At 42.2% G+C, this 24,980-nt stretch carries 21 protein-coding genes; all 21 read right to left on the reverse strand.

The window, feature by feature from the left end:
- Positions 1-91: 91 nt before the first annotated feature.
- Positions 92-562 (reverse strand): ribosome maturation factor RimP, encoded by a 471-nt coding sequence (gene rimP / locus MKZ02_RS16770; RefSeq protein WP_120037305.1) that lies wholly within the window; start codon positions 560-562, stop codon positions 92-94.
- A 161-nt stretch (positions 563-723) separates the two neighbouring features.
- On the reverse strand, positions 724-5,046 hold the full coding sequence (locus MKZ02_RS16775; RefSeq protein WP_340854652.1) for a PolC-type DNA polymerase III: 4,323 nt from the start codon (positions 5,044-5,046) through the stop codon (positions 724-726).
- A 182-nt stretch (positions 5,047-5,228) separates the two neighbouring features.
- A complete protein-coding gene (locus MKZ02_RS16780) occupies positions 5,229-6,935 on the reverse strand; it encodes a proline--tRNA ligase (protein WP_340854653.1) in 1,707 nt (568 codons plus the stop codon).
- A gap of 20 nt (positions 6,936-6,955) precedes the next feature.
- On the reverse strand, positions 6,956-8,215 hold the full coding sequence (rseP, locus tag MKZ02_RS16785) for an RIP metalloprotease RseP (protein WP_340854655.1): 1,260 nt from the start codon (positions 8,213-8,215) through the stop codon (positions 6,956-6,958).
- Positions 8,216-8,233: 18 nt separating this feature from the next.
- Positions 8,234-9,376 (reverse strand): 1-deoxy-D-xylulose-5-phosphate reductoisomerase, encoded by a 1,143-nt coding sequence (gene dxr / locus MKZ02_RS16790; protein ID WP_120037298.1) that lies wholly within the window; start codon positions 9,374-9,376, stop codon positions 8,234-8,236.
- Positions 9,377-9,406: 30 nt separating this feature from the next.
- Complete coding sequence (locus MKZ02_RS16795) at positions 9,407-10,195, reverse strand: phosphatidate cytidylyltransferase (protein WP_340854657.1); 789 nt, start codon at positions 10,193-10,195, stop codon at positions 9,407-9,409.
- Between the two features lie 34 nt (positions 10,196-10,229).
- Positions 10,230-11,006 carry an isoprenyl transferase gene (locus MKZ02_RS16800; RefSeq protein WP_340854659.1) on the reverse strand — a complete coding sequence of 259 codons (777 nt, stop codon included), beginning with the start codon at positions 11,004-11,006 and terminating at the stop codon, positions 10,230-10,232.
- A 157-nt stretch (positions 11,007-11,163) separates the two neighbouring features.
- Positions 11,164-11,721, reverse strand: a complete 558-nt coding sequence (gene frr / locus MKZ02_RS16805; RefSeq protein WP_120037292.1) for a ribosome recycling factor — start codon at positions 11,719-11,721, stop codon at positions 11,164-11,166.
- Positions 11,721-12,446: a UMP kinase gene (gene pyrH / locus MKZ02_RS16810; protein ID WP_120037290.1), complete on the reverse strand. Its 726-nt coding sequence runs from the start codon at positions 12,444-12,446 to the stop codon at positions 11,721-11,723. The genes frr and pyrH overlap by 1 nt, the downstream gene beginning before the upstream one ends.
- A gap of 151 nt (positions 12,447-12,597) precedes the next feature.
- Positions 12,598-13,479 (reverse strand): translation elongation factor Ts, encoded by an 882-nt coding sequence (tsf, locus tag MKZ02_RS16815; RefSeq protein ID WP_120037288.1) that lies wholly within the window; start codon positions 13,477-13,479, stop codon positions 12,598-12,600.
- 111 nt (positions 13,480-13,590) lie between these two features.
- On the reverse strand, positions 13,591-14,331 hold the full coding sequence (gene rpsB / locus MKZ02_RS16820; RefSeq protein ID WP_340854662.1) for a 30S ribosomal protein S2: 741 nt from the start codon (positions 14,329-14,331) through the stop codon (positions 13,591-13,593).
- A gap of 147 nt (positions 14,332-14,478) precedes the next feature.
- On the reverse strand, positions 14,479-15,036 hold the full coding sequence (locus MKZ02_RS16825) for a hypothetical protein (protein WP_340854664.1): 558 nt from the start codon (positions 15,034-15,036) through the stop codon (positions 14,479-14,481).
- 28 nt (positions 15,037-15,064) lie between these two features.
- Positions 15,065-15,841 (reverse strand): FliA/WhiG family RNA polymerase sigma factor, encoded by a 777-nt coding sequence (locus MKZ02_RS16830; RefSeq protein ID WP_120037282.1) that lies wholly within the window; start codon positions 15,839-15,841, stop codon positions 15,065-15,067.
- Between the two features lie 313 nt (positions 15,842-16,154).
- A complete protein-coding gene (locus tag MKZ02_RS16835) occupies positions 16,155-16,652 on the reverse strand; it encodes a chemotaxis protein CheD (protein ID WP_120037280.1) in 498 nt (165 codons plus the stop codon).
- Positions 16,645-17,286: a chemotaxis protein CheC gene (locus MKZ02_RS16840; RefSeq protein ID WP_120037278.1), complete on the reverse strand. Its 642-nt coding sequence runs from the start codon at positions 17,284-17,286 to the stop codon at positions 16,645-16,647. The genes MKZ02_RS16835 and MKZ02_RS16840 overlap by 8 nt, the downstream gene beginning before the upstream one ends.
- 15 nt (positions 17,287-17,301) lie before the next feature.
- Positions 17,302-17,739, reverse strand: coding sequence for a chemotaxis protein CheW (locus tag MKZ02_RS16845; protein WP_120037276.1), 438 nt, complete (start codon positions 17,737-17,739; stop codon positions 17,302-17,304).
- 29 nt (positions 17,740-17,768) lie between these two features.
- On the reverse strand, positions 17,769-19,805 hold the full coding sequence (locus MKZ02_RS16850; RefSeq protein ID WP_120037274.1) for a chemotaxis protein CheA: 2,037 nt from the start codon (positions 19,803-19,805) through the stop codon (positions 17,769-17,771).
- A gap of 16 nt (positions 19,806-19,821) precedes the next feature.
- Positions 19,822-20,913, reverse strand: a complete 1,092-nt coding sequence (locus MKZ02_RS16855) for a protein-glutamate methylesterase/protein-glutamine glutaminase (protein ID WP_340854667.1) — start codon at positions 20,911-20,913, stop codon at positions 19,822-19,824.
- 2 nt (positions 20,914-20,915) lie between these two features.
- Positions 20,916-21,791: a MinD/ParA family protein gene (locus MKZ02_RS16860; RefSeq protein ID WP_120037272.1), complete on the reverse strand. Its 876-nt coding sequence runs from the start codon at positions 21,789-21,791 to the stop codon at positions 20,916-20,918.
- Positions 21,788-22,924, reverse strand: a complete 1,137-nt coding sequence (flhF, locus tag MKZ02_RS16865) for a flagellar biosynthesis protein FlhF (RefSeq protein ID WP_340854669.1) — start codon at positions 22,922-22,924, stop codon at positions 21,788-21,790. The genes MKZ02_RS16860 and flhF overlap by 4 nt, the downstream gene beginning before the upstream one ends.
- Positions 22,921-24,957: a flagellar biosynthesis protein FlhA gene (flhA, locus tag MKZ02_RS16870; protein ID WP_340854671.1), complete on the reverse strand. Its 2,037-nt coding sequence runs from the start codon at positions 24,955-24,957 to the stop codon at positions 22,921-22,923. The genes flhF and flhA overlap by 4 nt, the downstream gene beginning before the upstream one ends.
- Between the last annotated feature and the right edge of the window lie 23 nt (positions 24,958-24,980).

The raw sequence follows: 24,980 nt of genomic DNA on the forward strand, positions 1-24,980 counted from the left end.
ACGTTCCGCCCCCTTACATAATAATAAACTGTCAACTTTGCTTCATGAGATGAACCAAGCTAGGCCGAAAGCTCGGCTGTCTTCCTTTCATTTAAGAAAATGAAACAGCCAGCCGGGCTTTCGCAATCTTTTCCAATGGAATAGTCACTTGCTTCTTTCTCGTTTTGATTAAATACTCGATGACAAGCTCTTCTTGTTCAAACGATAACAAAGTGCCTTCAAATGTTTTTTCTCCATCAATCGGCTCGTAGGTTTTTACGTGCACACGCTTTCCGACCGCCCGCTCATAATCACGAGTTTTCTTAAGCGGACGCTCTGCTCCTGGAGAAGAAACTTCCAAAAAGTAGTTATAAGGAATGGGATCTGTCTCATCCAGCTTTTCACTCAGCCGCTCACTGACCATTCCACACTCCTCAATATCTACTCCTGTTTCTTTGTCAATGTAAACACGAAGGAACCAGCTTTTCCCTTCCTTTACATATTCGATATCGACTAATTCTAGGTCCAGCTCTTCAGTAATTGGTTTTACTAGCTGTTCGACTGTCTCAACTACTTTGCTCATATATACCCCCTGGTTGAATAAAATTCCTGACCAAGAATGAAACTCCTTTACAAAGACGAAAGAGTGGGGATGCCCCACTCTTTCAAAGAGAGTTATCAATTAGTATTTCCATTAAAATATACCATATCCCTTTATTTTATGCAACTCGTCGGCAATTTGCCTTAGAACAGCGAGAGCTGATTCTGATCAGGCAGAGAGACAAGACAGCCATGGTTATCTAAATACTCGATGATCGTTTTAGATACCTTCCCGCGCTGCTGCAAGTCTTCTTTAGACAGGAACTCTCCTTCTTCCCGGGCTTTTACGATATTGTAAGCAGCATTGGTGCCAAGCCCCGGAATCGAATTAAATGGCGGAATCAACGAGTCACCATCAATAACAAATTGGTCCGCACTTGAGCGGTATAAATCTACTTTTTGGAAGGTAAAGCCGCGCTCACACATTTCCAGCGCTAGCTCTAATACCGTTAATAAACTCTTTTCTTTAGGAGACGCTTCTAATCCTTTAGCGTTAATTTCCTCAATAAGTGATTTGATAGCAGCCGATCCCTTGACCATCGAATCAATATCAAAATCCTCTGCCCGCACCGTAAAGTATGCTGCATAATACAGAAGGGGCAAATGAACTTTAAAATAAGCAATCCGTACAGCCATTAATACATAAGCTGCAGCATGGGCCTTCGGGAACATATATTTAATCTTTTTACAGGAATCGATATACCATTCCGGCACTTTATTATTGCGCATTTCCTCTTCCATCTCATCAGTTAAGCCTTTACCTTTACGGACAGACTCCATAATTTTAAAAGCGAAAGCAGGATCAAGTCCCTGATAAATCAGATAAACCATAATATCATCCCGACAGCCAATTACATCACTTAGTTCACAAATGCCATTATGGATGAGCTCTTGGGCGTTTCCGAGCCATACATCTGTTCCGTGGGACAGCCCTGAGATTTGGACGAGTTCCGAAAATGTTGTTGGCTTCGTGTCCTCAAGCATTTGACGGACAAAGCGCGTTCCAAACTCCGGAATGCCAAGTGTACCGGTTTTACACATGATTTGCTCCTCTGTTACACCGAGCGATTCCGTGCCGCTGAATATTTTCATCACTTCGGGATCATCCGTCGGGATCGTTTTTGGATCGATGCCGGATAAATCTTGCAGCATCCGAATAACCGTTGGATCATCGTGTCCTAAAATATCGAGCTTTAACAAATTATCATGAATAGAATGGAAGTCAAAATGTGTCGTGCGCCATTCTGATTTATCACTGTCCGCCGGATATTGGATCGGCGAAAAGTCATAAATGTCCATATAATCTGGTACAACGATAATTCCGCCAGGATGCTGACCCGTTGTCCGTTTAACCCCAGTACAGCCCTTTGCCAGCCGGTCCACTTCTGCGTTCCGGAGCTGCAGATTATTATCTGAAGCATAACCTTTCACATAACCGAATGCTGTTTTATCTGCCACTGTACCAATCGTTCCCGCCCGGTATACATACTCTTCCCCGAATAGTACCTTCGTATAATTGTGGGCCCTCGGCTGATATTCTCCGGAGAAGTTCAAGTCGATATCCGGAACCTTGTCTCCTTTAAACCCAAGGAATGTTTCAAACGGAATATCATGCCCATCCTTTTTGTATCTGACCTGGCAGTCCGGACAATTTTTATCAGGCAAATCAAATCCAGAGCCAACAGAACCGTCATTAAAAAACTCCGATCTTTTACACTGCGGACAAACGTAATGTGGCGGCAATGGGTTCACTTCTGTAATTTCTGTCATGGTAGCCACAAACGAGGAGCCGACGGATCCACGGGAACCAACAAGATAGCCGTCATCGAGTGATTTTTTTACGAGCTTATGAGAAATAAGGTAAATAACAGCGAATCCGTGTCCGATGATGCTTTTTAACTCTTTTTCTAATCGTGCTTCAACGATTTCCGGCAGTTCTTCTCCATAAATCCGCCTTGCCATGTCATAGCTCATCTGGCGAATTTCTTCATCGGCCCCTTCAATTTTTGGCGTATAAAGATCATCCTTGATCGGCTTAATTTCAGCAATGTTCTCTGCTATTTCATTAGGGTTCTTAATCACAATTTTTTCTGCTGTCTCTTTTCCAAGGAAACTGAAGGCATCAAGCATTTCATTCGTCGTGCGGAAATGGACATCCGGCAACTCATGGCGGTTAAGCGGATTCGCCCCTCCTTGAGAACTAACCAGGATTTTACGGTGAATCTTGTCCGTTGGGTTTAGATAGTGAACATTCCCTGTAGCTACTACAGGAAGCTGCATTTTCTCCCCCAGCTCTACGATTTTTTTGATAATGTCTTCAAGCGCTTTATTATCGCGAACAAGCTCCAATTCAAGCAGGTGGCTATACACTTCTTTTGGATGAACCTCAAGATAGTCATAAAACTTAGCCGCTTTTTCTGCCTGCTCCATCCCCTTTTGCATCATGCTTTCAAATACTTCGCCTTTATCACAGCCCGAACCGACAATGAGTCCTTCTCGATGCTTTTGGAGGACAGATCTCGGAATTCTCGGTACCCGGTAAAAATAATCTATATGTGAAATCGAAACAAGCTTAAATAAATTCTTCAGACCAGCATCGTTTTGTGCCAAAATTGTACAGTGATAAGGGCGAGCTCGTTTATAAGCACCGCCATCCCCCATATGGGTGTTTAAATCATCATGATAAACAATCCCTTTTTCATTCGCATCCTTGAGCATTCTTAAAAACAAATAACCCGTCGCTTCGGCGTCATAGATCGCCCGGTGATGCTGGGTAAGCTCGACATCGAATTTTTTGGCGAGCGTATTCAACCGGTGGTTTTTTAAAGTCGGGTATAAAAATCTCGCCAATTCAAGCGTATCGATAACTGGATTCGACGACTTGCCAAGATTGTACCGAACGTAGCCGGCATCTAAGAAGCCCATGTCAAAGGAAGCGTTATGGGCAACGAAAATGGCATCTCCTGCCCAATCTTTGAATTTTTTTAGTACTTCTTCGACTTCAGGGGCGTTTTGAACAAGATCATCTGTGATGCCCGTTAAATTAATTGTAGTCGCAGAAAGAGGATGGTGCGGATTAGCAAATGATTCAAAACGGTCCACAATTTCACCGTCTTTTATTTTCACTGCGGCCAATTCAATAATCGTATCATAAACAGCTGAAAGCCCTGTCGTTTCTACGTCGAACACCACGTAGGTTTCATCCGCAAGCAAGCGATGAACGTCATTGTAAGCAATCGGAACGCCGTCATCTACCAAATTAGCTTCCAAGCCATACAGCACTTTTATGCCATGCTTTTTCCCGGCACTATAGGCGTCTGGAAACGATTGAACTACTGCATGATCGGTAACGGCGATAGCCTTGTGTCCCCATTTAGCTGCTTGGGCTACCAAATCGCCTATTGGTGAGACGGCGTCCATTTGACTCATTGGTGTATGCAGGTGAAGCTCCACACGCTTTTCCTCTTCGGGAGCTGTATCCTGGCGCATAACTGGAGCGATCTCATTGACATCATTGGCAATCATGACAAGATCACGGACAAACGTATCATTTTGCACAGTCCCTCTTGCCTTTACCCACATGCCTTTTTTCAAACGGCCGAAAAGAGCTGCGTCCTCTTTGTCACGAGAAAACATTTTTACTAATATAGAGTCCGTATAATCAGTAATTTTAAATGTTAGCAGCGTACGGCCACTTCGAAGTTCTTTCGTTTCCGCATCAAAAACATATCCTTCAATCGCTATTCGGCGCTCTTCATCTTGAATTTCCTCCAGCTTTTTAAACTCGGCATCTTCTTTGATGGTTAAGCCAATCATAAGAGGACCACTAGCCACCTCTTGATCGTCTCCTGCATTTTCTTCCCGTTTCTGCATTTCAGCTACTGCCTGCATAGCTCTCTCCGCATCTTCCTTTTGTTTGGCTTCCAAAAACTGTTGGAATTCATCATTTGTTTCTGCCTCTGCAACTGCTATATCAAATGCTACCGGTGGAAAGCCATAGTTTTGATAAGTACGGCAAATCCATTCGCCATATTTATTTTTTAATGTCATGCCTTCTGTATCATTGCCAACACTAACGATTAATTTATTTCCTTTCACAGTAGGTGTACGTCTATTTAACAGCGCAAGCATCGGAGGAGAGATTCCCTCTAGCTGACTTACGCAAAAGGACCAATATTCACTGATCAACTCTTCTGTCACAGCTGTATTTTTTGCTTTTATTGAAAAAGTAACCTGCGCAATCTCTTTAAATGCATAATGTAGCGCATTTGTAAAAGTTTCAAGAAGCTGACAAGGAATAATAGTTTCGGTGACAAAAGAAAAATGCCAACGTTTGGTCTGTCTTTCTACTGTTAACTTTGCAATTTCAGCTCCCTCAAAATGGCGGACGACTGCATCTTCTGTCAATTTCAATTGCTGTAAGAGCAGCTGGAACCGCTGTCGTCTTCCCTGGGATTCTTCACTCATTTGCATGCCTCCCAATTGATTGTTCTCTTCTATTTTAACAGAAATTCAGAAAGAAAAAGCCACCTGATTCAGGTGACTTTAAATATTTATGCTGCACAAACTTAGATAGCAACAAAATTACCGCTCTAAAATTATTAACTTAGCTAAGTCTCTGCAGGAGAATCAGCCGATAACATTGACAATTAGATGGCTTGAAAAATCTCATGCAGCTTAGAGACAAGCTCATTTCGCTGAATTTCTATCATTTCACCGGTTTTGCGAACCTTCACTTCAACAATTCCCTCTGCTGCCTTTTTGCCTACTGTTACTCGGATAGGCAAACCGATTAAATCACTATCGGCAAACTTCACGCCCGGACGCTCTGCTCGGTCATCCATCAATACATCATAACGGTTCTCTCGAAGCAGACTGTAAAGCTCTTCAGCAAGTGTACGCTGACCTTCATCCTTCATATTGATTGGCACTAAGTGAATATCGAAAGGAGAGAGGGCCTTCGGCCAAATAAATCCTTGTTCATCATTAAATTGTTCAGCTACGGCAGCCAACGTCCGTGAAACCCCAATTCCGTAACAGCCCATGATCATTGGTTGCGTCCGGCCGTTTTCATCCAAATATGTGGCATTCATCGCTTCACTGTAGCGTGTGCCCAATTTGAATATATGGCCTACTTCGATTCCTTTAGCAAACTTAATGGTTCCTTTTCCATCCGGAGAAAGATCTCCTTCTTGAATAAAGCGCAAGTCCGCATACTGATCTACACGATAATCTTTTTCCGCATTTACATTTATAAAATGATAGCCTTCTATATTCGCTCCACACACACCATTCGTAATAGCTTTCACCGCATGGTCCGCAATTACTTTCACACCTTCTTTGGCGTTTACCGGTCCAAGAGAACCAATCGTGCAGCCAAGCACTTCGTTCACTTCTTCATGCTCGGCAAGCTCAACGACACCTGCCTGGAATAAGTTTTTCAATTTAATTTCATTCACTTCATGATCGCCCCGAACGAGAACGATGACATATTCTCCATCCACTTTAAAGAGAAGCGTTTTTAAACATTGCTCCGCAGAAACATTCAAGAGCTCTGCTACACTGCTGATTGTTTTAGCATCCGGAGTTTCCACTTTTTCCATTTGGCGCTCCGCTTCCCCGCTCTTTTCATAGGCAGTAACAACCGGAGCCATTTCAATGTTAGCTGCATAATCAGAAGAATCAGAGTAGGCAATGGTATCTTCACCGATCTCAGAAAGAACCATAAATTCATGTGTGTCCTTGCCACCCATCGCTCCTGAGTCAGCAATAACAGCTCGAAAATCTAATCCGCAGCGACGGAATACATTTGAATAAGCCGTGTACATCCGGTCATATACTTCCGCTAAGCTTTCATGAGAGGTATGAAAAGAATAAGCATCTTTCATAACAAACTCCCGCCCGCGGAGCAGGCCAAACCGCGGCCGCTTTTCATCCCGGAATTTCGTTTGGATTTGATACAAGGTTAACGGCAAACGCTTGTACGATTTTATTTCATCACGAACCAGGCTTGTAATCACTTCTTCGTGAGTTGCTCCAAGGGCAAACTCGCGTTCATGTCGATCTTTCAAGCGCATAAGCTCTGGGCCGTACGTGTACCAGCGTCCAGATTCCTGCCACAGCTCAGCCTGCTGTAAAGCTGGCATCAAAAGTTCTGCAGCTCCAGCGTTGTCCATTTCCTCACGAACAATTTCCTCTACCTTGCGAAGCACTTTTTTACCAAGCGGCAAATAACTGTATACTCCGCTGGCGTTTTGACGGATAAATCCCGCTTTTAACAGCAACTGATGGCTTTTTACGTCCGCATCAGCCGGTACCTCTCTTAATGTGGGTATTAACGTTTGGCTTTGTTTCATCACATACACCTCAGACTATTTTATTGTAAAAAGAATCGTTGAATATCATTCCATGTTACCACGATCATTAAAAGCATTAACAAGGCGAAACCAACAAAATGAACCATTCCTTCTTTTTGGCGATCAATCGGCTTGCCTCTGAGCGCTTCAACGAGGAAAAACAATAGGCGCCCGCCGTCCAATGCTGGAAGCGGCAGTAAATTCATAATGCCTAGGTTAATGCTTAACACGCCGGCCCACTTCATCAAGTTCATAATGCCTGACTTAGCTACTGTGTCAGTGGATACATAGATGCCAACAGGACCCGAAAGCATATCGATCGAAAATTGCCCAGTGACGAGCTTGCCGACCAACCGAATAATTTCTACTGTCCAAAAATACGTTTCTTTCGCGCCATAGGCGATGGAACCGAAGAACGATTTTTCTACTGGACTGTGTACACCGATTACTCCAATCTTTTGATCTTCCACCTCACGGACCTTCGGTGTTACTGGAATATCTAGTGTTTTATTGTCTCTTTCTACTGTAAAGTCAATCTCAGACTGGGGGTTTTTCTGAATGACAGTAACGATATCATTCCAGCTTGCTACCCCTTGTCCATTAATGCTAATAACTTTGTCGCCTTCCATTAAGCCCGCTTCTTTTGCTGCTCCATCGGAGGTCAGCTTGCCAAGCTCGGGCTCGTTTGTAGGCATTCCCTGCATCATAGCAATGAGAATAAAAACAAAAAAAGCTAAAATAAAGTTAAAGAGCGGACCTGCAAAAATAGCCATCGATCGCTGTCCTAGCGTTTTCGAGGCGAACTGTCGGTCCCATGGCGCGATCTGGCTCTCCACCCCATCCTCTAAAATAACGGCCTCCCGATGGATCGGAAACGTTTTAATTTCTTCTTCTCCGTCCTCATAGCCTCTAATAATAAGCTGATGTTCGAGATCGGCGGTCTCTACCTCAATTACTCGAGCTTCTGGATAACGGTCTTTGCCAGAAACGATAACTTTGACAATTTCTTCATGCTCATTAAACAGAACACCGATGCGATGACCGGCTTTTAAATCTACCATTTCTGGGTCTTCCCCAGCCATGCGGACATATCCCCCTAGAGGAAGAAGCCGAAGAGTATATATGGTTTCTCCTTTTTTATGAAAAAACACTTTTGGTCCGAAACCGATGGCAAACTCTCGACAGAGAATCCCCGCCCGCTTGGCAAAAATAAAGTGACCTAGCTCGTGAAAAAAAACGAGGGCGCCAAATATAACGATAAACGCTATAACAGTATTCAATATAGATAACCACCTTTTTTATAAAAGTGAGTGGACGAAATTCCGTGTTTCTTTGTCGGTTTGCTGTATCGTTTCCAGATCGGGCTGCATAATGGACTGATGTTTTTCAAGAGCCCGCTCTACCATTTCATCAATTTGCAAAAATGTTATTTTCCCGTCAAGAAAAGCAGCAACAGCCGCCTCGTTAGCAGCATTCAACACAGTGGGAACTGTGCCGCCCGCTTTTCCCGCCTGATAAGCAAGCGCAAGCATCCGAAAACGCTTTTGATCCATCGGCTGAAAATGAAGCTTGCCCGCTTCCAGCAAATTGAGACGCCGAGCAGAAGGCAAAGGGAGCCGGTCTGGATAAGAAAGCGCATATTGGATTGGCACGCGCATATCAGGGGTACCTAATTGAGCGATTACCGAACTATCTTGAAATTCGACCATCGAATGAATAATACTTTCTCGATGTAAAATAACATCTATTTGCTCATATGGCAAATGAAAAAGCCAGTGTGCTTCAATAACTTCCAAGCCTTTATTCATCATTGTAGCCGAATCAATCGTGATCTTTGCGCCCATTGACCAATTTGGATGATTTAACGCTTCCTGTACAGTTACATTTTTTAATTCTTCTCGTGTCCGGTCACGGAAGCTACCTCCCGAAGCGGTCAGTATGAGGCGTGCAATGTTTTTCTCTTTTTCCCCTTGCAGACATTGAAAAATCGCAGAATGCTCACTGTCTACCGGCAAAAGAGCCACATTATGCTTTTCAGCGGCTGCCATAACTAAATGCCCGGCCGTTACAAGTGTTTCTTTATTTGCGATAGCAATTGTCTTACCTGCTTCAATCGCCTGCAGTGTCGGGCGTAAGCCGACACTCCCAAGCACAGCATTCACAAGAATGTCCGCCTTTTGATAAACAGCCGTTTCAACAAGTCCTTCTTGTCCGTACACCACTTTTAAAAAAGGAAATTCTGACTTTAGTTTCTCCGCGTCCTCCCGAAGCTCGACAGATACTAATTCAGGTTGAAACCCACTAATAATGTTCCGTGTTTCTTCAATATTTCGACCGGCTGAAAAAGCAACCAGCGCAAAATCATCACGATGCTCCCGGATCACATCCAGTGTCTGGCGGCCGATCGAGCCAGTTGCACCTAAAAGACTTAATTTCTTCACATCTTTCATCTCCTCAAACAAACTCTGCTGTCACACTAGATGCAGTAAATGAACAAGCGGAAAAACAAATAACCAGCTGTCTGTACGGTCCAAAATACCGCCATGGCCCGGCAATAAAGTCCCTGAATCCTTTACTTCGTAATGGCGCTTAAGAGCTGATTCTGCCAAGTCGCCAAGCTGTCCAAATACAGACAGCACAGCTGTAGCAATTAACAGTTTAAACAACGGTATATCCATATCCGCTAGCAGGGCAATAATCAAAGCGACGATTACTGCTGCAAAAATACCACCAACTGAACCTTCTACTGTTTTGTTCGGACTAATTTCCGGCCATAGTTTGCGCTTTCCGAGCGACCGGCCTACAAAATAAGCACCCGAGTCTGTCGCCCACGTAATTAGAAGGGCAAAAAAGACGAATATAGCGCCCGCTTCTCTCGTTTCTATGAAATAATAAAAACCAAAGCCGACATAAAGCGCAGCTAGAACGCAAAACCCTGCATCTTCAAAATGAAACTTATTTTTTGAAACAACCGTGTATGCTAGCATCAATAACACGAACAAGGCAGATAGCTGCAGCTTATCGTAGCCCACTTGTTCGATAGCAACAGTCAGGCGTTCCGGCATTAACACAATGCAGAGAAGTATGATAGAAAGCAGCCCGGGCATCGAAGCAGGAGCAATTTTTTTCATTTTTAATGCTTCCGTTAGGCCAATGATAGCCATTAAATAAGCCAATATAATAAAAGGCCAGCCGCCGTACAGCACGACCGGCAAAAAAGCGGCCGCCGCAATAACAGCGGTCAAAATACGTTGTTTCATGTCTCAAACTCCTAACTCTTGTCCTGATGAATAATTACGACAAACCACCGAACCGACGGGAACGGCGCTGAAAAGCTTCCACTGCTTCGAGCAAATCTGTTTCTTTAAAATCAGGCCAATTAGTATCGGTAAACCAAAACTCAGTATAGGCCAGCTGCCAAAGCATAAAATTGCTCAAACGAATTTCTCCGCTCGTCCGGATAAGCAAGTCCGGATCTTTTAAATGCTCTGTCATAAGATAGCTCGAAAAAAGCTCTTCATTTAAATTTTCCTCTAATAGTATACCATTTTTTGCATCATGAATAATATTTTTTACAGCCGTTAAAATCTCCGCACGACTTCCGTAATTTAAAGCAAAGTTTAATATTAATCCATCATTGCCACTCGTTTGTTCCATCGCTTTTTCTACCGCACTGAGCGTGTGTTTCGGTATTTGATTTCTCTCTCCCATCATTTGTACCTGGACATTTTCTTCAATCAATTCCGGTAAAAACGTGCCAAGAAACTCTTCAGGCAATTTCATTAAAAAATCCACTTCATGTTTCGGCCGCTTCCAGTTTTCTGTTGAGAAGGCATAGAGTGTTAATACTTTGACACCCAACTTATTAGCAAGTTTAGTTATCTTTTTTACCGTCTTCATTCCTTCATGGTGACCAGCAATTCGGGGAAGGGCTCTTCTTTTTGCCCATCTGCCATTGCCGTCCATAATGATTGCAATATGCTCCGGCACTAACTCCTCTTTAATTCTTTCTATTCGATCTTCGATATTATGGTCATCTGCTGTTTTCCATAATTTTCTCTTATTGATCATAAAATATCCTCCACGATGTAGCATCACCAAATTATAAACAAATCATTATCTATTATAATACCAAAATTGTTTGTTGATTACTTTGTAGAAATGGATGTATTTTTTTATTCAATAAAAAAAAGAAGAAAACCCTCTTACAGCGAAGAGGGTTTTTACATTAGACTTCCATAATTTCTTTTTCTTTATCCTTGGAAATACCGTCGATTTTGCTAATGAAATCATCCGTTTGCTTTTGCACATCATCCGTTAAGCCACGCAGCTCATCCTCAGTAATGTCGCCAGCTTTCTCCAATTTTTTCAGCTCTTCATTCGCATCACGGCGAATATTGCGAATAGCTACCTTTGCGTCTTCCGCTTCTTTTTTCACTACTTTAGCCAATTCCTTGCGGCGCTCTTCTGTTAAAGCAGGGAATGCAAGACGGATAACCGATCCATCGTTAGATGGCGTTAGCCCAAGATCCGATTTTAAAATAGCTTTCTCAATGTCACCCATCGCTGTTTTATCATAAGGCTGAATAACGAGAAGACGTGCTTCCGGCACAGATACAGAAGCAAGCTGGTTAATCGGTGTTGGTGCCCCATAGTAATCGACCGTTATCCGGTCTAACAATGAAGCGTTCGCACGTCCAGCACGAATGGAGGCGAGCTCTCTCGTATACGCTTGAATTGCTTTAGACATTCTTTCTTTCATCTGTTCAATTGTTTGATTTGCCATTATTCCTTCCCCCTCACAATTGTTCCGATATTTTCACCCATAACTACCCGTTTAATATTGCCGTTTTCTGTAATAGAGAAAACAATAAGCGGTATGTCATTGTCCATACATAATGATGAGGCCGTTGAATCCATAACAGCAAGCCCTTCTTTAATGACATCAAGGTAAGACAATTGATCATACTTAACGGCATTTTTATCAACGCGTGGGTCTGCTGAATACACGCCATCTACATTATTTTTAGCCATCAAAATAACTTCTGCTTCAATCTCAGCGGCCCGAAGCGCAGCTGTTGTATCTGTAGAAAAGTAAGGGTTACCTGTGCCTGCAGCAAAAATAACCACTCGCTTCTTTTCGAGATGGCGGATTGCCCGACGGCGGATATAAGGTTCTGCTACCTGCCGCATCTCTATAGAAGTCTGAACACGTGTTTCAATCCCAAGCTGCTCTAGGCTATCCTGTAGAGCCATTGAGTTCATCACAGTAGCAAGCATGCCCATATAATCAGCTGTTGCGCGGTCCATACCCATTTCACTGCCGATCTTTCCTCTCCAGATGTTGCCGCCGCCTACTACGACTGCCACCTCTATATCGAGTTCAGCAATTTCTTTGACTTGCTCAGCAATTGATTTAATAACAGCTGGATTAATGCCAAATCCGGCCTCTCCTGCCAGCGCTTCCCCGCTTAACTTTAATACTACCCGTTTATATTTTGGAACGCTCATGTAAACCTCCGTATGTATGGTTATTGGTTTGCCTCGGCCTTAACCTTATGGAAAATTGCCAAACTCTAGATGAAATCCCTCACCAATAACCGGCAAGGGATTCCCATCTAACAATAACAATTTCTTTCTATCTTCACTCAATAGAAAAGAATTATTTTTTCACTTGATTCATTACTTCTTCAGCGAAATTGTCTTGACGCTTCTCAAGGCCTTCGCCCACTTCATAGCGCACAAGTGCAGTCACTTCTGCTCCTTTAGATTGAACGAACTTGCCCACTTTTTCATCAGGGTTTTTAACAAATGGCTGGTCAACTAAGCAAATTTCCTCAAAGAATTTGCCAAGACGGCCTTCAACCATTTTTGCTACGATATTCTCTGGCTTGCCTTCGTTCAATGCTTGTTGAGTTAATACCTCACGCTCACGAGCCACTTCTTCTTCAGAAACTGCATCACGGGAGATGTATTTAGGATTTAAAGCAGCTGCGTGCATGGCTACATCTTTTGCTGCACTTGAATCAGTTGTTCCTTCAAGAACAGTTAAAACACCAATGCGCCCGCCCATATGCAAGTATTCACCGAAGGCAGCATTGTCGCTTTTTGTTTTAATTTCAAAGCGGCGAAGAGTTAATTTTTCACCAATTTTCGCAATCGCTTCATTGATGAAATCACTAACTGTTTGGCCGTTATCCATTTTTTGCTCAAGTGCTTCTTCTACGTTTGCAGGCTTTTTAGCAAGCAAATGATCAGCTAATTCTTTTACAAGCACTTGGAAACCTTCGTTCTTTGCAACGAAGTCTGTTTCTGAGTTTACTTCTAAAATAACAGCAGTGTTGCCTTCGCTCTTGATAAAAGTCGTACCTTCCGCTGCAATGCGGTCAGATTTTTTGGCAGCTTTAGCCATGCCTTTTTCGCGAAGGAAATCAATTGCTTTTTCCATATCACCATCAGTTTCTGTTAGCGCTTTTTTACAATCCATCATACCAGCGCCAGTTTTTTCACGTAGTTCTTTAACCATTTGAGCAGTAATTGCCATAATTTATTTCCTCCTTTGAGTCATATGCTTCTTTACGATGCACAGTTTTACTTTTTTCTTTTTAAAAAAAGGTGATAAGAGAAGGTCTACTTATCACCTTTTTATCAGCTTTTACTCAGCTGCTGCTGTTTCTTCAACTTCTGTTGTTTCTTCAACTTCTGCTGTTTCTTCACCTTGTTTTGCTTCAAGGATAGCATCAGCCATTTTGCCTGTTAAAAGTTTAACAGCGCGGATCGCATCATCATTTGCTGGAATAACATAATCGATTTCATCCGGATCACAGTTCGTATCAACGATACCAACGATTGGAATATTCAATTTACGAGCTTCCGCCACAGCAATACGCTCTTTACGAGGATCGATGATGAAAAGGGCATCAGGAAGGTCTTTCATATCTCTAATTCCACCAAGGAATTTCACTAAACGTTCATGCTCTTTTTTCAATTGTACAACTTCTTTTTTAGGAAGTACGTCAAATGTGCCGTCCTCTTCCATTTTCTCGATGTTTTTCAAGCGTTGTACACGTTTTTGGATAGTTGAGAAGTTTGTTAATGTACCACCTAACCAGCGTTGGTTTACATAGTACATTCCTGAACGTTCTGCTTCTTCTTTTACAGATTCTTGAGCTTGTTTTTTCGTTCCAACGAAAAGAACTTTTCCGCCGTTTTCAGCTAATTCTCTAACGAATTTATAAGCTTCTTCAACTTTTCTTACTGTTTTTTGAAGGTCGATAATATAGATTCCATTACGCTCCTGGAAAATATATTTTTTCATTTTTGGGTTCCAACGGCGTGTTTGGTGACCGAAGTGAACACCAGCTTCAAGCAATTGCTTCATTGAAATAACTGACATGTTTTAGTTCCTCCTAATGGTTTTAATTTTTCCTCCGCTCTCATCATTTTCGATCAGAAACTGTCCTAAAAGACAGCACCATCTGAGCAAATCAGGGAGCGTGTGTAATAACACCGTTAGTAACTATACCATAGCCAGGCAATGCAATCAACTATTTTTACCGGTCTTAGCAAATTTCAATGCTAATTCTACTTCCGTCTTTCCTTTATTTAATTTTTTAGCGATCTCTCCTATGCTAAGTCCCTGCTCATTCAATGAGAAAATATCCTCTGATGCCTTCTGCTCGTCCGGCAACGCGATATTTTCTTTTATTTGTTCTTTTCCATCTTCATTTGGTGTTTTATTTGTTACATTATATACCTGAGCAGCCCGCACCCGTTGCATAGAAGGAGCAGAGATAGTTAGCGAATCCGCCTGTATGTTGTCCGCAGAAGTCTGTTCGCTGGCAGCTTTTGGCGGAGAAGGTGTTCTTATTGAAAAAGTATCTTCCGCTGTAGGATGAGATGAAAACTCTTTAATAAACCTCTCATTCTCTTCTTTCATTTCCAGCAAGTAAGCAGCCATCATTTCTTCCATATCCGCCACTAGCTTCTCCTGTTGTCTCTTTACTTCATACAGACGATTTTGTCTTGTAAACAATAAAATAATTGCCAATAGAGCAACAGCATTAAGTATAAATGAAATAAAAATAAATAGAGTAGCCATTAGATCTCCTTAAAGATGAAACTTTTTCTTAATGTACCGATCCGTTGATTTTTACAAGCTGATTTTTCAGCTTAAACAATGCTTTTGAATGAATTTGGGAGATTCTTGAAGTCGAAAGATTCATTACCTCACCGATCTCAGTTAAAGTCAGCTCTTCATGATAGAATAAGCTGAGCACGAGCTGTTCTTTCTCAGACAGCTTAGAAACTTCCTCCGTCAACTCCTGAATCAGCTCACCCTTCACAAGAACATCTTCCGGCAGATCTGCCTTCTCGTCTTTTAATACAAATCTCTTTCCTTCCGAATCTTCATTATCATGTACTTGTTCGTCCATCGATAGGACATTGGAAAATAAATGCTCCGTCATCGTCTGATGAACTTCTTCTTCCGAAATGTCAAGTTGTTCTGCAACTTCCGCTGCGGTGATTTTTCGAAGGTATTTTTGTTCCAATTCCTCAATCTTTGCTTCAATCTTTTTTGCCCTTTCTCTCGTTCCTCTCGGGAGCCAGTCTTCCTTTCGAAGCCCATCCAAAATCGCTCCACGAATGCGAAAAGAAGCATACGTATCAAACTTTAAATCGCGGGTTGGATCAAATTTTTTCAACGCATCGTACAAACCCATCAATCCAAGACTTTTAATATCTTCTTTATTGACGCTTTTCGGCAAGCTTGCTGATATCCGTTGAGAATGAAAGGATACAAGTGGCATGTACTTTTCTACAAGCAGATTGCCTGCCTCTGGATCCTCTGACTCTTTCCAGGCAGCCCACAACTTTTGTTCATCATATCTGTTCTGTTTGGCCATATTTGACGTTTCTCCTCCTCGGATTGACCTCTCAGAGAAGTTTTTCTGAAAAAAACGGTCAGGCTAATTTATTCTTTATCTTCCACATTTTATTAGAAAATACCGCCAAAACGCAAATAAATTTTCAAAATACGACAAAGGGAAAATATGTATATTATTCCATCACTCTAACAATAACCCATTTACTTTCTCTATAATCTTCTATTTACACTTCTCTACTCTGTTCTCTTTAAGCGTTTTATCTTTTAAAAATTGTTTGATGCTTCAACGGTAAACTTCGTTACATAACGAAAGGGACACTTGTATGTCCCCTTTATATTATGTGATTGCCTTTATTAACTGTTCTTATATGAAGATCGCAAGTATGCGGATCAAATTCTATTGTACGGCCGCTGTTTCCACCTGTGTCTTCCGCTATGAGCGGTATATGATGGGCCTCTAGTACTTGCTTCACAGCTGCAACATTCCTAGGTCCAATTTTGAATGAGCTGTTTTGCGAACTAAATTGAAACATTTGAGCGCCACCAGCAATCTTTGCTTTCAATCTGTAGACTTGTGCGCCTTCAGCTTTTAATAGAGCGACCAATTCATTGATGCCTGTATCTGCATATTTAGCTTTATTCATATGGCCATTTTTGGCAAGCGATGAGTCTGGCAGCATAACATGTACCATCCCAGCGACAGATGTCCGGTCATCATAAATCACCACTCCAACGCAAGATCCTAGCCCCGATGTGCGAATGGCATTTGGTGGACGAACAATATTTAAATCAGCAATCCCTACTTTTACGATTTGTCCAATACTACTCATTTAACCCGACTCCAAGGGCCTCAAAAATTGGACCAAACGATAAAGGATCAGGAAGCAGAAAGAAATGCCCTTTCATTTCGTCTGTATATCCTGCCTGGACTTCCTTTAATATTGTTTCAATAACAATCGCATAATCCCCATATTGAGAAGACTCGACCAATCCATAGCTAATAATAGCGCCAAACATATCTATGGCCAGTTCTGGAACGGAAGGATAAATCTGTAAGCGAGTAAAGTCCCCAAGGGCTGATAAGTAAGAGCCTGATAAAATGTTTCCAAGTTCCTGCATGGCAGAGAGACCGATACTTTTCTCTCCCGCTTCCTTAAAAGAAAAAGCTCTGTCCCCGGTCATATTGCTAATAAAGCTTTCCGCTTGCCTTAAGGAAAGAACAAAGAACATATTCCCTGTAACTTCTCCTTCAATCCTAAGACTCACACTCACTACTTCCTCTTCTGCACCGCCCGCCATCTCCATCATATCGTTAAATGAAACGATACGGGCACTAGGCACTTTCATATCAATTTGTTTGTTCAGTAAAGTAGAAAGAGCAGTAGCTGCATGTCCGGCACCAATATTGCCGAATTCTTTTAAAATATCTAAATGGGTCGTATTAATCTTTTCGATATAATTCATGGCCATATGCCCCTATTATTTAAAAACTCTTTCTAAATTTAATAAGATAAGCAGTCTCTTTTCTAGTTTAGCCACGCCTGTAATATATTCCGCTTCTACGGCACCGACGATGTCTGGTTGAGGTTCAATGATGCTTTTTGGAATATCAAGAACATCATTGGCGCTATCTACCACTAAACCGACTTCAATATCATCAGACGCCGCAATAATAATTCTGGTCTGCTCATCGTACTCTTTTTCCGGCAGACTAAAGCGATTACGCAGATCAATAATTGGAGTAACCACTCCCCTTAGATTGATCACACCTTTAATAAAAGAAACCGTTCCCGGCACACGCGTTATGTGAATCAACTTTTCAATCCCCTGAACTTGGTGAACAGGAAATGCATATTCTTTATCCATTAATTGGAAAGCAATCACTTTAATCATTGACGGAGCTGTGATTTCACTCATAGGTTTTCCCTCCTTTTCCCCTCTGCCTATTATTTGATCAGGGCATTGCAGTCTACAATCAAAGCTACTTGACCATCTCCGAGAATGGTAGCACCTGAGATAGCAAACACATTTGATAAATAATTGCCAAGTGATTTTAACACAACTTCTTGCTGACCGATGAAGGAGTCTACGACTAATCCTGCCATTTTATCCCCTTTGCGCACGATTACAATGGAATAAAACTCATCTTCCTTGCTTTCTCTTGGCACTTCGAATATTTTTTCGAGGAAGACAAGCGGGACAATCTTCCCGCGGAAATCAATGACTTGTTGTGTATGAGCATTTAAGACATCTTCTTTTTTCACGATGGCTGTCTCAATAATAGATGATAAAGGAATAGCATATTTTTCTTTTTCCACTTCCACTAACATGACCGAAATAATTGATAGCGTTAATGGCAATTGAATAAGAAATACTGAGCCCGCTCCCTCGGTTGCCTCAATACTGATGGAACCTCCGAGAGATTCAATCGTTGTTTTTACTACATCCAAGCCGACCCCGCGGCCAGAAATATCAGATATCGTATCAGCAGTAGAAAATCCTGAAGCTAAGATCAGCTCATAAATTTGATTATCTGTCATAGAGGCTACTTGTTCTTCTGTTACTATGCCTTTTGACAGTGCCTTATTAAGTACTTTTTCCTTATTAATGCCTGCTCCATCATCTTCAATTTCGATAAACACGTGATTTCCGCTATGATAAGCTTTTAGCTTAACAGTTCCCTCTTCAGGTTTCCCCTTGGCTCTGCGTTCTTCAGGTGTTTCCACTCCATGGTCAAGTGCATTACGAATCAAATGAACGAGCGGGTCGCCGATCTCATCGATTACTGTCCGATCCAGCTCCGTTTCAGCACCGATGATCTCTAAGTTGATTTTTTTATTTAAGTCACGGGCTAACTGACGTACCATTCTTGGAAAGCGATTAAATACGGTCTCTACCGGCACCATCCGCATATTAAGAATAATAGTTTGCAGGTCCCCCGAGATTCTTGCCATTCTTTCAACGGTTTCATTCAGCTCAGGATTATTTAGTTCGCCTGAGATTTGCTCTAGTCTTCCCCGGTCAATAACGAGCTCTTCAAAAAGATTCATTAAAATATCAAGCCGTTCAATATTGACGCGAATGGTTTTATTAGATACAGATTGTTGCTTATTACTAGATTTCGGCTCCTCTTTCTTTTCTGTTTTTTCCTGAGGAGGAGCTGGTGAATCTGGTACAACTGCAGCTGCTACTTCTTTTGTCGCTTCTTCAATTTCTGTTGATGGTACAATAAATTCCGAAACGGTTACGCGCTCAACCTCTGATACCTTTTTCACCTTACTTTCGATATCATCAGAAGACTCTTGAGTAATAAGAGTAACTACAAAGCGTTCATCAAACTGTTCTGCTTCCAGTTCTTCCGTAGAAGGAGTTGACTTAATCACTTCTCCGCACTTTTCTAATACTTCAAATACCATAAATACACGCGCTGCTTTCAATACGCAGTCGCTGCGTAATTCAATGGCTATCTCGAAGCAAGTAAAACCTTGCTCTTTTGACTGTTGAATGACCGTGTATTCAAATTCATCATACTTGATAGTTGAAGAAGGACTGACAGAAGGAGAAGCCTCTATTTGTACAGAAGAAGCTGTTTCACTCACCATTTCGCCATTTTCAATTTTCAACAGCTTATCAACAATATCGGATACATCCCGCTTCCCTGCACCGCCGGCCGCAATGTCTTGGACCATTGCTTCCAGATCATCAATCGAAGCGAAGACCACGTCCAAAATATCAGCTGTAACTTTCAGTTTATGATTGCGGATGGCATCAAGAACATTTTCCATTTTATGTGTTAAATTAGCCAGATCTTCATATCCCATCGTAGCAGACATTCCTTTTAATGTATGGGCAGACCGGAAAATCTCATTGACAATTGCAAGATCCTCGGGATTTTTTTCCAGCTCTAACAAGTTTTCATTGATTGCCTGCAAATGCTCTTTGCTTTCATCAATAAAAACTTCTAAATATTGATTCACTTCCATCAGCCGCTCACCCTTTCTATCCTATATACTCTAAAATTTTTTCAGCGATATGTTCTACAGAAACCGTGCAATCGATTAGACGAGTGGCAATAGCGGCTCGTGGCATTCCGAATACTACACACGACTCCTCAGACTCTGCAATGGCCTGTACATTCCCTGTTTCTTTTAATTTGATTAGTCCATTTGCCCCATCTGCTCCCATTCCAGTCATAATCACTGCTACTTTATCAAAGCCCGTTGCTTCACTGACAGATTCAAACATGACATCCACCGCCGGACGGTGTCCGTTAACTGGAGGCGATTGATCAAGATCTATGGCGAGCAGCGCCCCATTTTCTTTTATCTTTAAATGATAGCTTCCCGGGCAAATATAAGCGGTTCCCTTTTGAAGAGTTTCCCCATCCTCAGCTTCTTTGACATGGATGGCAGATAAAGAATCTAATCTTTGAGCCAGTGATTTTGTAAATCCTGGCGGCATATGCTGGACAATAAGTACTGGTGCCTTCAAATCTTTTGGTAGTTTCGTCAGCACTTTTTGAAGAGCTCTCGGCCCCCCTGTTGAAGTGCCAATAACAACAATGCTCTGGCTATTTTTCGGCTTTCTTGTATTCCTACTGCTAACCCTTACTTCTCTCTTCCCCGGTGGTTGTTCTACTCTTGCCGGTTTGGGAGGAGCCGCTTGAGCAGTGGGAATCATAGGCCGCAGATTAGCTTTACTGGCAGCGAGTACTTTTTCTATTAGTTCATCTTTAATTTTATGGAGGTCAAGTGAAATGGTTCCCGAAGGCTTTCTGACAAAATCAACTGCGCCTTTTTCCATTGCTTGAAATGTCGTTTCTGCGCCAGCCCCTGTTAAACTGGATAACATAACAATTGGAGTGGGCATATGTTCCATAATGTATCCGAGGGCATCAAGCCCGTCCATTTCGGGCATTTCTACATCCATCGTAATAACGGCCGGCTTAAACTGTTTAATCTTCTCGATAGCGTCTTTGCCATTGCGGGCGGTCGCTACAACTTCTAGTTCCGGATGTGAAGACAAAAACTCGGTAACTAGTTTTCTCATAAATGCAGAGTCATCAACCACAACGACTTTTTTTTCTCTCATTACTAGTGCCTGCCTTTCACAAAGAAGTGACGAAGCTTGAATATAAAGCTGTCTGATTCTGAATGATCTGGTGAATACCCATATCCCTCTTTATACAGTCTTACGGCTTCTCGTAACGCCCGGGATATCTTTGCATTTGGATAAGCAATCAAAAATGGAGTCTGAGCGCTCACAGCTTTTTTCACAGCTGTGCTCTCCTGCAATACCCCAAGCTCAAAACTTGATTTACCTAAAAACTTGCGGACAGCTTGCTGGAGCCGCTTTATAGCTTCCTGTCCTTCTCTCTCTGAATCGGCCCGATTACACAAAAGATAAAAGGCGTTTTCTCCACCTTGAAAGTGAATATATTTCATCATGGAATACGCATCTGTTATAGAGGTTGGCTCGGGAGTGGTTACAACAATAATATCGTCTACTGACATGAGAATATTAAGTGTCTCCTTTGTCGCTCCCGCCCCCATATCAAACAATAAATAATCATATTGATGCTGAAGCTCCTCTATATCATCCAACCACCGGCTCAGATGGCTGCTGTTCCATTCTATTAATTGGTTCAGCCCCGAACCGCCTAGAATGTAGGAAACACCTTCCTTATCTCTATACACTAAGTCAGCGAGCGAGAGATTTTTCTCAAAAAAATCAGCAATAGAGTGCTCTGCCGTCTGCCCTGTTAACACATGAATGTTCCCCATACCGATATCCATATCAAATATTAGCACTTTTTTCCCATTTTGGGTTAGATTAATAGCAAAATTTAATGAAATATTTGATTTTCCAACCCCGCCTTTTCCACTCACTACAGCGAGAGTTTTTGCTTGTTTCCCCGCAAGGCGATTCAGCCTTTTCCGCAGTGACGCTGCTTGGTCATTATTTGTCATAGATGATCACCCAAAATAATATCAGCCATTTCCTTCGAATCAGGTTGAATTAGATCATCTGGTACATTTTGCCCATTCGCTAAAAAAGCCACTCCCTTATTATATTGGCACATCATATTTACAATCGTTCCTCGGCTCGTTGTTTCATCCATCTTTGTGAAAATAAACTGATGAACCGGGACAGTTGAAAATTGATCAATTACCGCATGGATGTCCCGCTCTTTAGCAGTAAGGGACAGCACTAAATAATTTTTCATCTTTTCAAAAGGAACCATTGCTTTCAATTCATTCACAAACTGTTCCTCCAAGTAATTGCGCCCGGCTGTGTCGATATAAACGACATCGTAATCTTTAAATCGTTCAATTGCCCGCTTCATATCAGCCGGCTTATAGGCCACTTCTACCGGTACCTTCAGTAAATCTGCATATGTTTTCAACTGCTCAATTGCTGCAATTCTATACGTATCAGTAGTAATAAAAGCGGTCTTAAGATTTTTCTCCAATACACTTTCAGCAGCCATTTTTGCCAGGGTAGTTGTCTTGCCTACTCCAGTTGGTCCAATAACATTAATAAACTTTTTGGAGAGCAGTAGCTGGTCCGCTTGCAATGGTTCGATTTTCTCTATCAACCATCCTCTGCTCCATTGGTCAGCCATTTCCTCATTGACTTGTCCCTTTTCCTCTTTCCACTTCTCTAAGAGAAACTGCTTTAATTCTTTAATTAAATCATCTGCCACCTCTTGCTTCTTTAACTTTATAATAGGCAGCTTTAACTCCTCAGGGTAAGTGTCGAGCGATAGCTGATCCACCTTTGAAAATTGCTTGACTATCTCCTTTAATTCATTTAGTTCCTTTTTTAAAGACTCCTCACTGTTTTTCTCTACCGACAATGAAGGAGAGGGCCGACTTTGACGGGAATTAGAGAGGTCCAGTTCTTTTGGACGGACTGCTTCGTGCATCGGGTTTGGGTCAATGGCCGCTACCACTTCAATTAGCTTTTTTTTAAATAAACCTAAAAAACCCCCGGTATATACTGTTTTTGATTGCAAAATGACAGCTTGCTCTCCAAGCTCCGCACGAATCTTTTTCATTGCTTCCGGCATAGATGCAGCTGTATACTTTTTTACTTTCAATCTAGATTCACCACCCCTACACTTTGAACTTCGACGCTAGGCTCGAGTTCATTGTAAGATAAAATTGGCAGCTGTGGAAAATACCTCTCAGCAAGCTGCCTAATATACATCCGGATGGCAGGTGAGCATAGAATAATCGGCGCCTGCTGCATAAAAGAAACTTGTTCCACCTGAGCAGCCATCGCTTCCAAGATGCGCTGTGAATCCATCGGATCAAGTGACAAAAAGTTTCCATGCTCTGTCTGCTGCACGCTGTCCGCTACCCGTTTTTCAACTTGGCCTGACAGCGTAATAACTCGTAAAGGTTCTCCCGCCTCAGCGTATTGGCCGGTAATTTGTCTTGCTAATGACTGACGAACATACTCTGTCAGCAAATCCGTATCGGAGGTCATCTTGCCAAAGTCAGCTAGTGTTTCAAAAATAACCGGCAAATTTCTTATAGAAATATTTTCTTTCAATAACTTGGCCAATACTTTTTGAACTTCTCCCACTGTCAAAGGATTTGGAGTGACTTCCTCTACTAAAATTGGATAAGTCTCTTTCAAATGATCAATAAGCTGCTGTGTTTCCTGACGGCCAAGCAGCTCATGAGCGTTCGTTTTAATTACCTCTGTTAAATGAGTTGAAACAACACTCGGAGGATCAACAACCGTATACCCTAAAATTTCAGCCTGCTCTTTCATTTCCTCCGTAATCCATTTCGCTGGCAATCCAAAAGACGGTTCAATTGTGTCAATCCCCTCAATTGTATCGTCGTCTTCTCCCGGACTCATGGCAAGATAATGATCGAGCAGCAATTCGCCAGAAGCCATAACGCTTCCTTTTATTTTAATTCGGTATTCATTCGGCTGAAGCTGAATATTGTCTCGAATACGGACAACTGGAATGACAAGGCCAAGCTCAATAGCAAGCTGACGACGGATCATGACGACCCGATCTAGTAAATCTCCTCCCTGACTTGCGTCCGCCAGCGGAATCAGGCCATAGCCAAACTCAAATTCAATCGGATCAATATTTAATAAATTCACGACACTTTCCGGCTTTTTCAATTCCTCCGTCTCCATTTCTTCTTCTGCCTCGAACATGTCGATCTCTTCTTTTTCCGGTGTACGCCCAAGCATATAACCACCCAAAGCCAGCGCTCCAGCAATCGGTATGGTTAGTACATCGTTAATCGGGGTAGCAATACCGAGCAAAAAGATGGTCCCGCCTGCCACATAAAGCATCATCGGAAAAGCCAGAAGCTGAGACATGATATCTTCTCCCAGATTGCCTGTGGAAGCTGCACGGGTTACAACAATCCCCGTTGCAGTCGAAATCAAAAGAGCGGGAACCTGAGAGACAATTCCATCGCCGACTGTGAGCAAAGAATAACGAGCAGCTGCTTCAGCCGCTGGAAGGCCTTGCTGAACCACACCGACGATCATCCCAAAAATCAGATTGATGATAACGATAATAATACCGGCAATGGCATCTCCTTTGACAAACTTAGTCGCCCCGTCCATTGCTCCGTAAAAGTCTGATTCACGGCTTACCTTTTCCCGCCGCTCTCTCGCTTCCTGTTCAGAGATCATCCCGGCATTCAAATCGGCGTCAATACTCATTTGTTTTCCTGGCATCGCATCAAGCGTAAAACGAGCAGCTACTTCAGACACACGCTCCGACCCCTTGGTAATAACAATAAACTGAATAATAATTAAAATAAGGAAAACAACCATCCCGACAACGATATTCCCACCGACAACAAACGTTCCAAACGTCTCAACTACGCCGCCTGCCTCACCTTTACTTAAGATCGAACGCGTCGTCGAAACATTTAGCCCGAGCCGAAATAGCGTTAATAATAGGAGTAAGGATGGAAATACAGAGAACTCCAGTGCTTCTCTCATGTTCATTGAAATTAGCAGAACCAAAAGCGCGAGAGAAATATTTATAATAATTAACACACTCAGCAGCCACGACGGCAGCGGAATGATTAGCATAGCCACTATTAGAATTACACTTAACAATACGGAGACGTCTCTTGCTTTCATTTCTCTCTCTCCTAACAACAAAC

Origin of the sequence: Pseudobacillus sp. FSL P4-0506 (assembly GCF_038003025.1) — a bacterium.
Taxonomy (GTDB): domain Bacteria; phylum Bacillota; class Bacilli; order Bacillales; family Domibacillaceae; genus Pseudobacillus.

Excerpts from the sequence above, each read along its gene's own strand:
- rimP (WP_120037305.1), bottom strand. The coding sequence starts at position 562 with ATGAGCAAAGTAGTTGAGACAGTCGAACAGCTAGTAAAACCAATTACT.
- MKZ02_RS16775 (WP_340854652.1), bottom strand. The coding sequence starts at position 5,046 with ATGAGTGAAGAATCCCAGGGAAGACGACAGCGGTTCCAGCTGCTCTTA.
- MKZ02_RS16780 (WP_340854653.1), bottom strand. The coding sequence starts at position 6,935 with ATGAAACAAAGCCAAACGTTAATACCCACATTAAGAGAGGTACCGGCT.
- MKZ02_RS16795 (WP_340854657.1), bottom strand. The coding sequence starts at position 10,195 with ATGAAACAACGTATTTTGACCGCTGTTATTGCGGCGGCCGCTTTTTTG.
- MKZ02_RS16800 (WP_340854659.1), bottom strand. The coding sequence starts at position 11,006 with ATGATCAATAAGAGAAAATTATGGAAAACAGCAGATGACCATAATATC.
- frr (WP_120037292.1), bottom strand. The coding sequence starts at position 11,721 with ATGGCAAATCAAACAATTGAACAGATGAAAGAAAGAATGTCTAAAGCA.
- pyrH (WP_120037290.1), bottom strand. The coding sequence starts at position 12,446 with ATGAGCGTTCCAAAATATAAACGGGTAGTATTAAAGTTAAGCGGGGAA.
- tsf (WP_120037288.1), bottom strand. The coding sequence starts at position 13,479 with ATGGCAATTACTGCTCAAATGGTTAAAGAACTACGTGAAAAAACTGGC.
- rpsB (WP_340854662.1), bottom strand. The coding sequence starts at position 14,331 with ATGTCAGTTATTTCAATGAAGCAATTGCTTGAAGCTGGTGTTCACTTC.
- MKZ02_RS16825 (WP_340854664.1), bottom strand. The coding sequence starts at position 15,036 with ATGGCTACTCTATTTATTTTTATTTCATTTATACTTAATGCTGTTGCT.
- MKZ02_RS16830 (WP_120037282.1), bottom strand. The coding sequence starts at position 15,841 with ATGGCCAAACAGAACAGATATGATGAACAAAAGTTGTGGGCTGCCTGG.
- MKZ02_RS16835 (WP_120037280.1), bottom strand. The coding sequence starts at position 16,652 with ATGAGTAGTATTGGACAAATCGTAAAAGTAGGGATTGCTGATTTAAAT.
- MKZ02_RS16840 (WP_120037278.1), bottom strand. The coding sequence starts at position 17,286 with ATGAATTATATCGAAAAGATTAATACGACCCATTTAGATATTTTAAAA.
- MKZ02_RS16845 (WP_120037276.1), bottom strand. The coding sequence starts at position 17,739 with ATGAGTGAAATCACAGCTCCGTCAATGATTAAAGTGATTGCTTTCCAA.
- MKZ02_RS16850 (WP_120037274.1), bottom strand. The coding sequence starts at position 19,805 with ATGGAAGTGAATCAATATTTAGAAGTTTTTATTGATGAAAGCAAAGAG.
- MKZ02_RS16855 (WP_340854667.1), bottom strand. The coding sequence starts at position 20,913 with ATGAGAGAAAAAAAAGTCGTTGTGGTTGATGACTCTGCATTTATGAGA.
- MKZ02_RS16860 (WP_120037272.1), bottom strand. The coding sequence starts at position 21,791 with ATGACAAATAATGACCAAGCAGCGTCACTGCGGAAAAGGCTGAATCGC.
- flhA (WP_340854671.1), bottom strand. The coding sequence starts at position 24,957 with ATGAAAGCAAGAGACGTCTCCGTATTGTTAAGTGTAATTCTAATAGTG.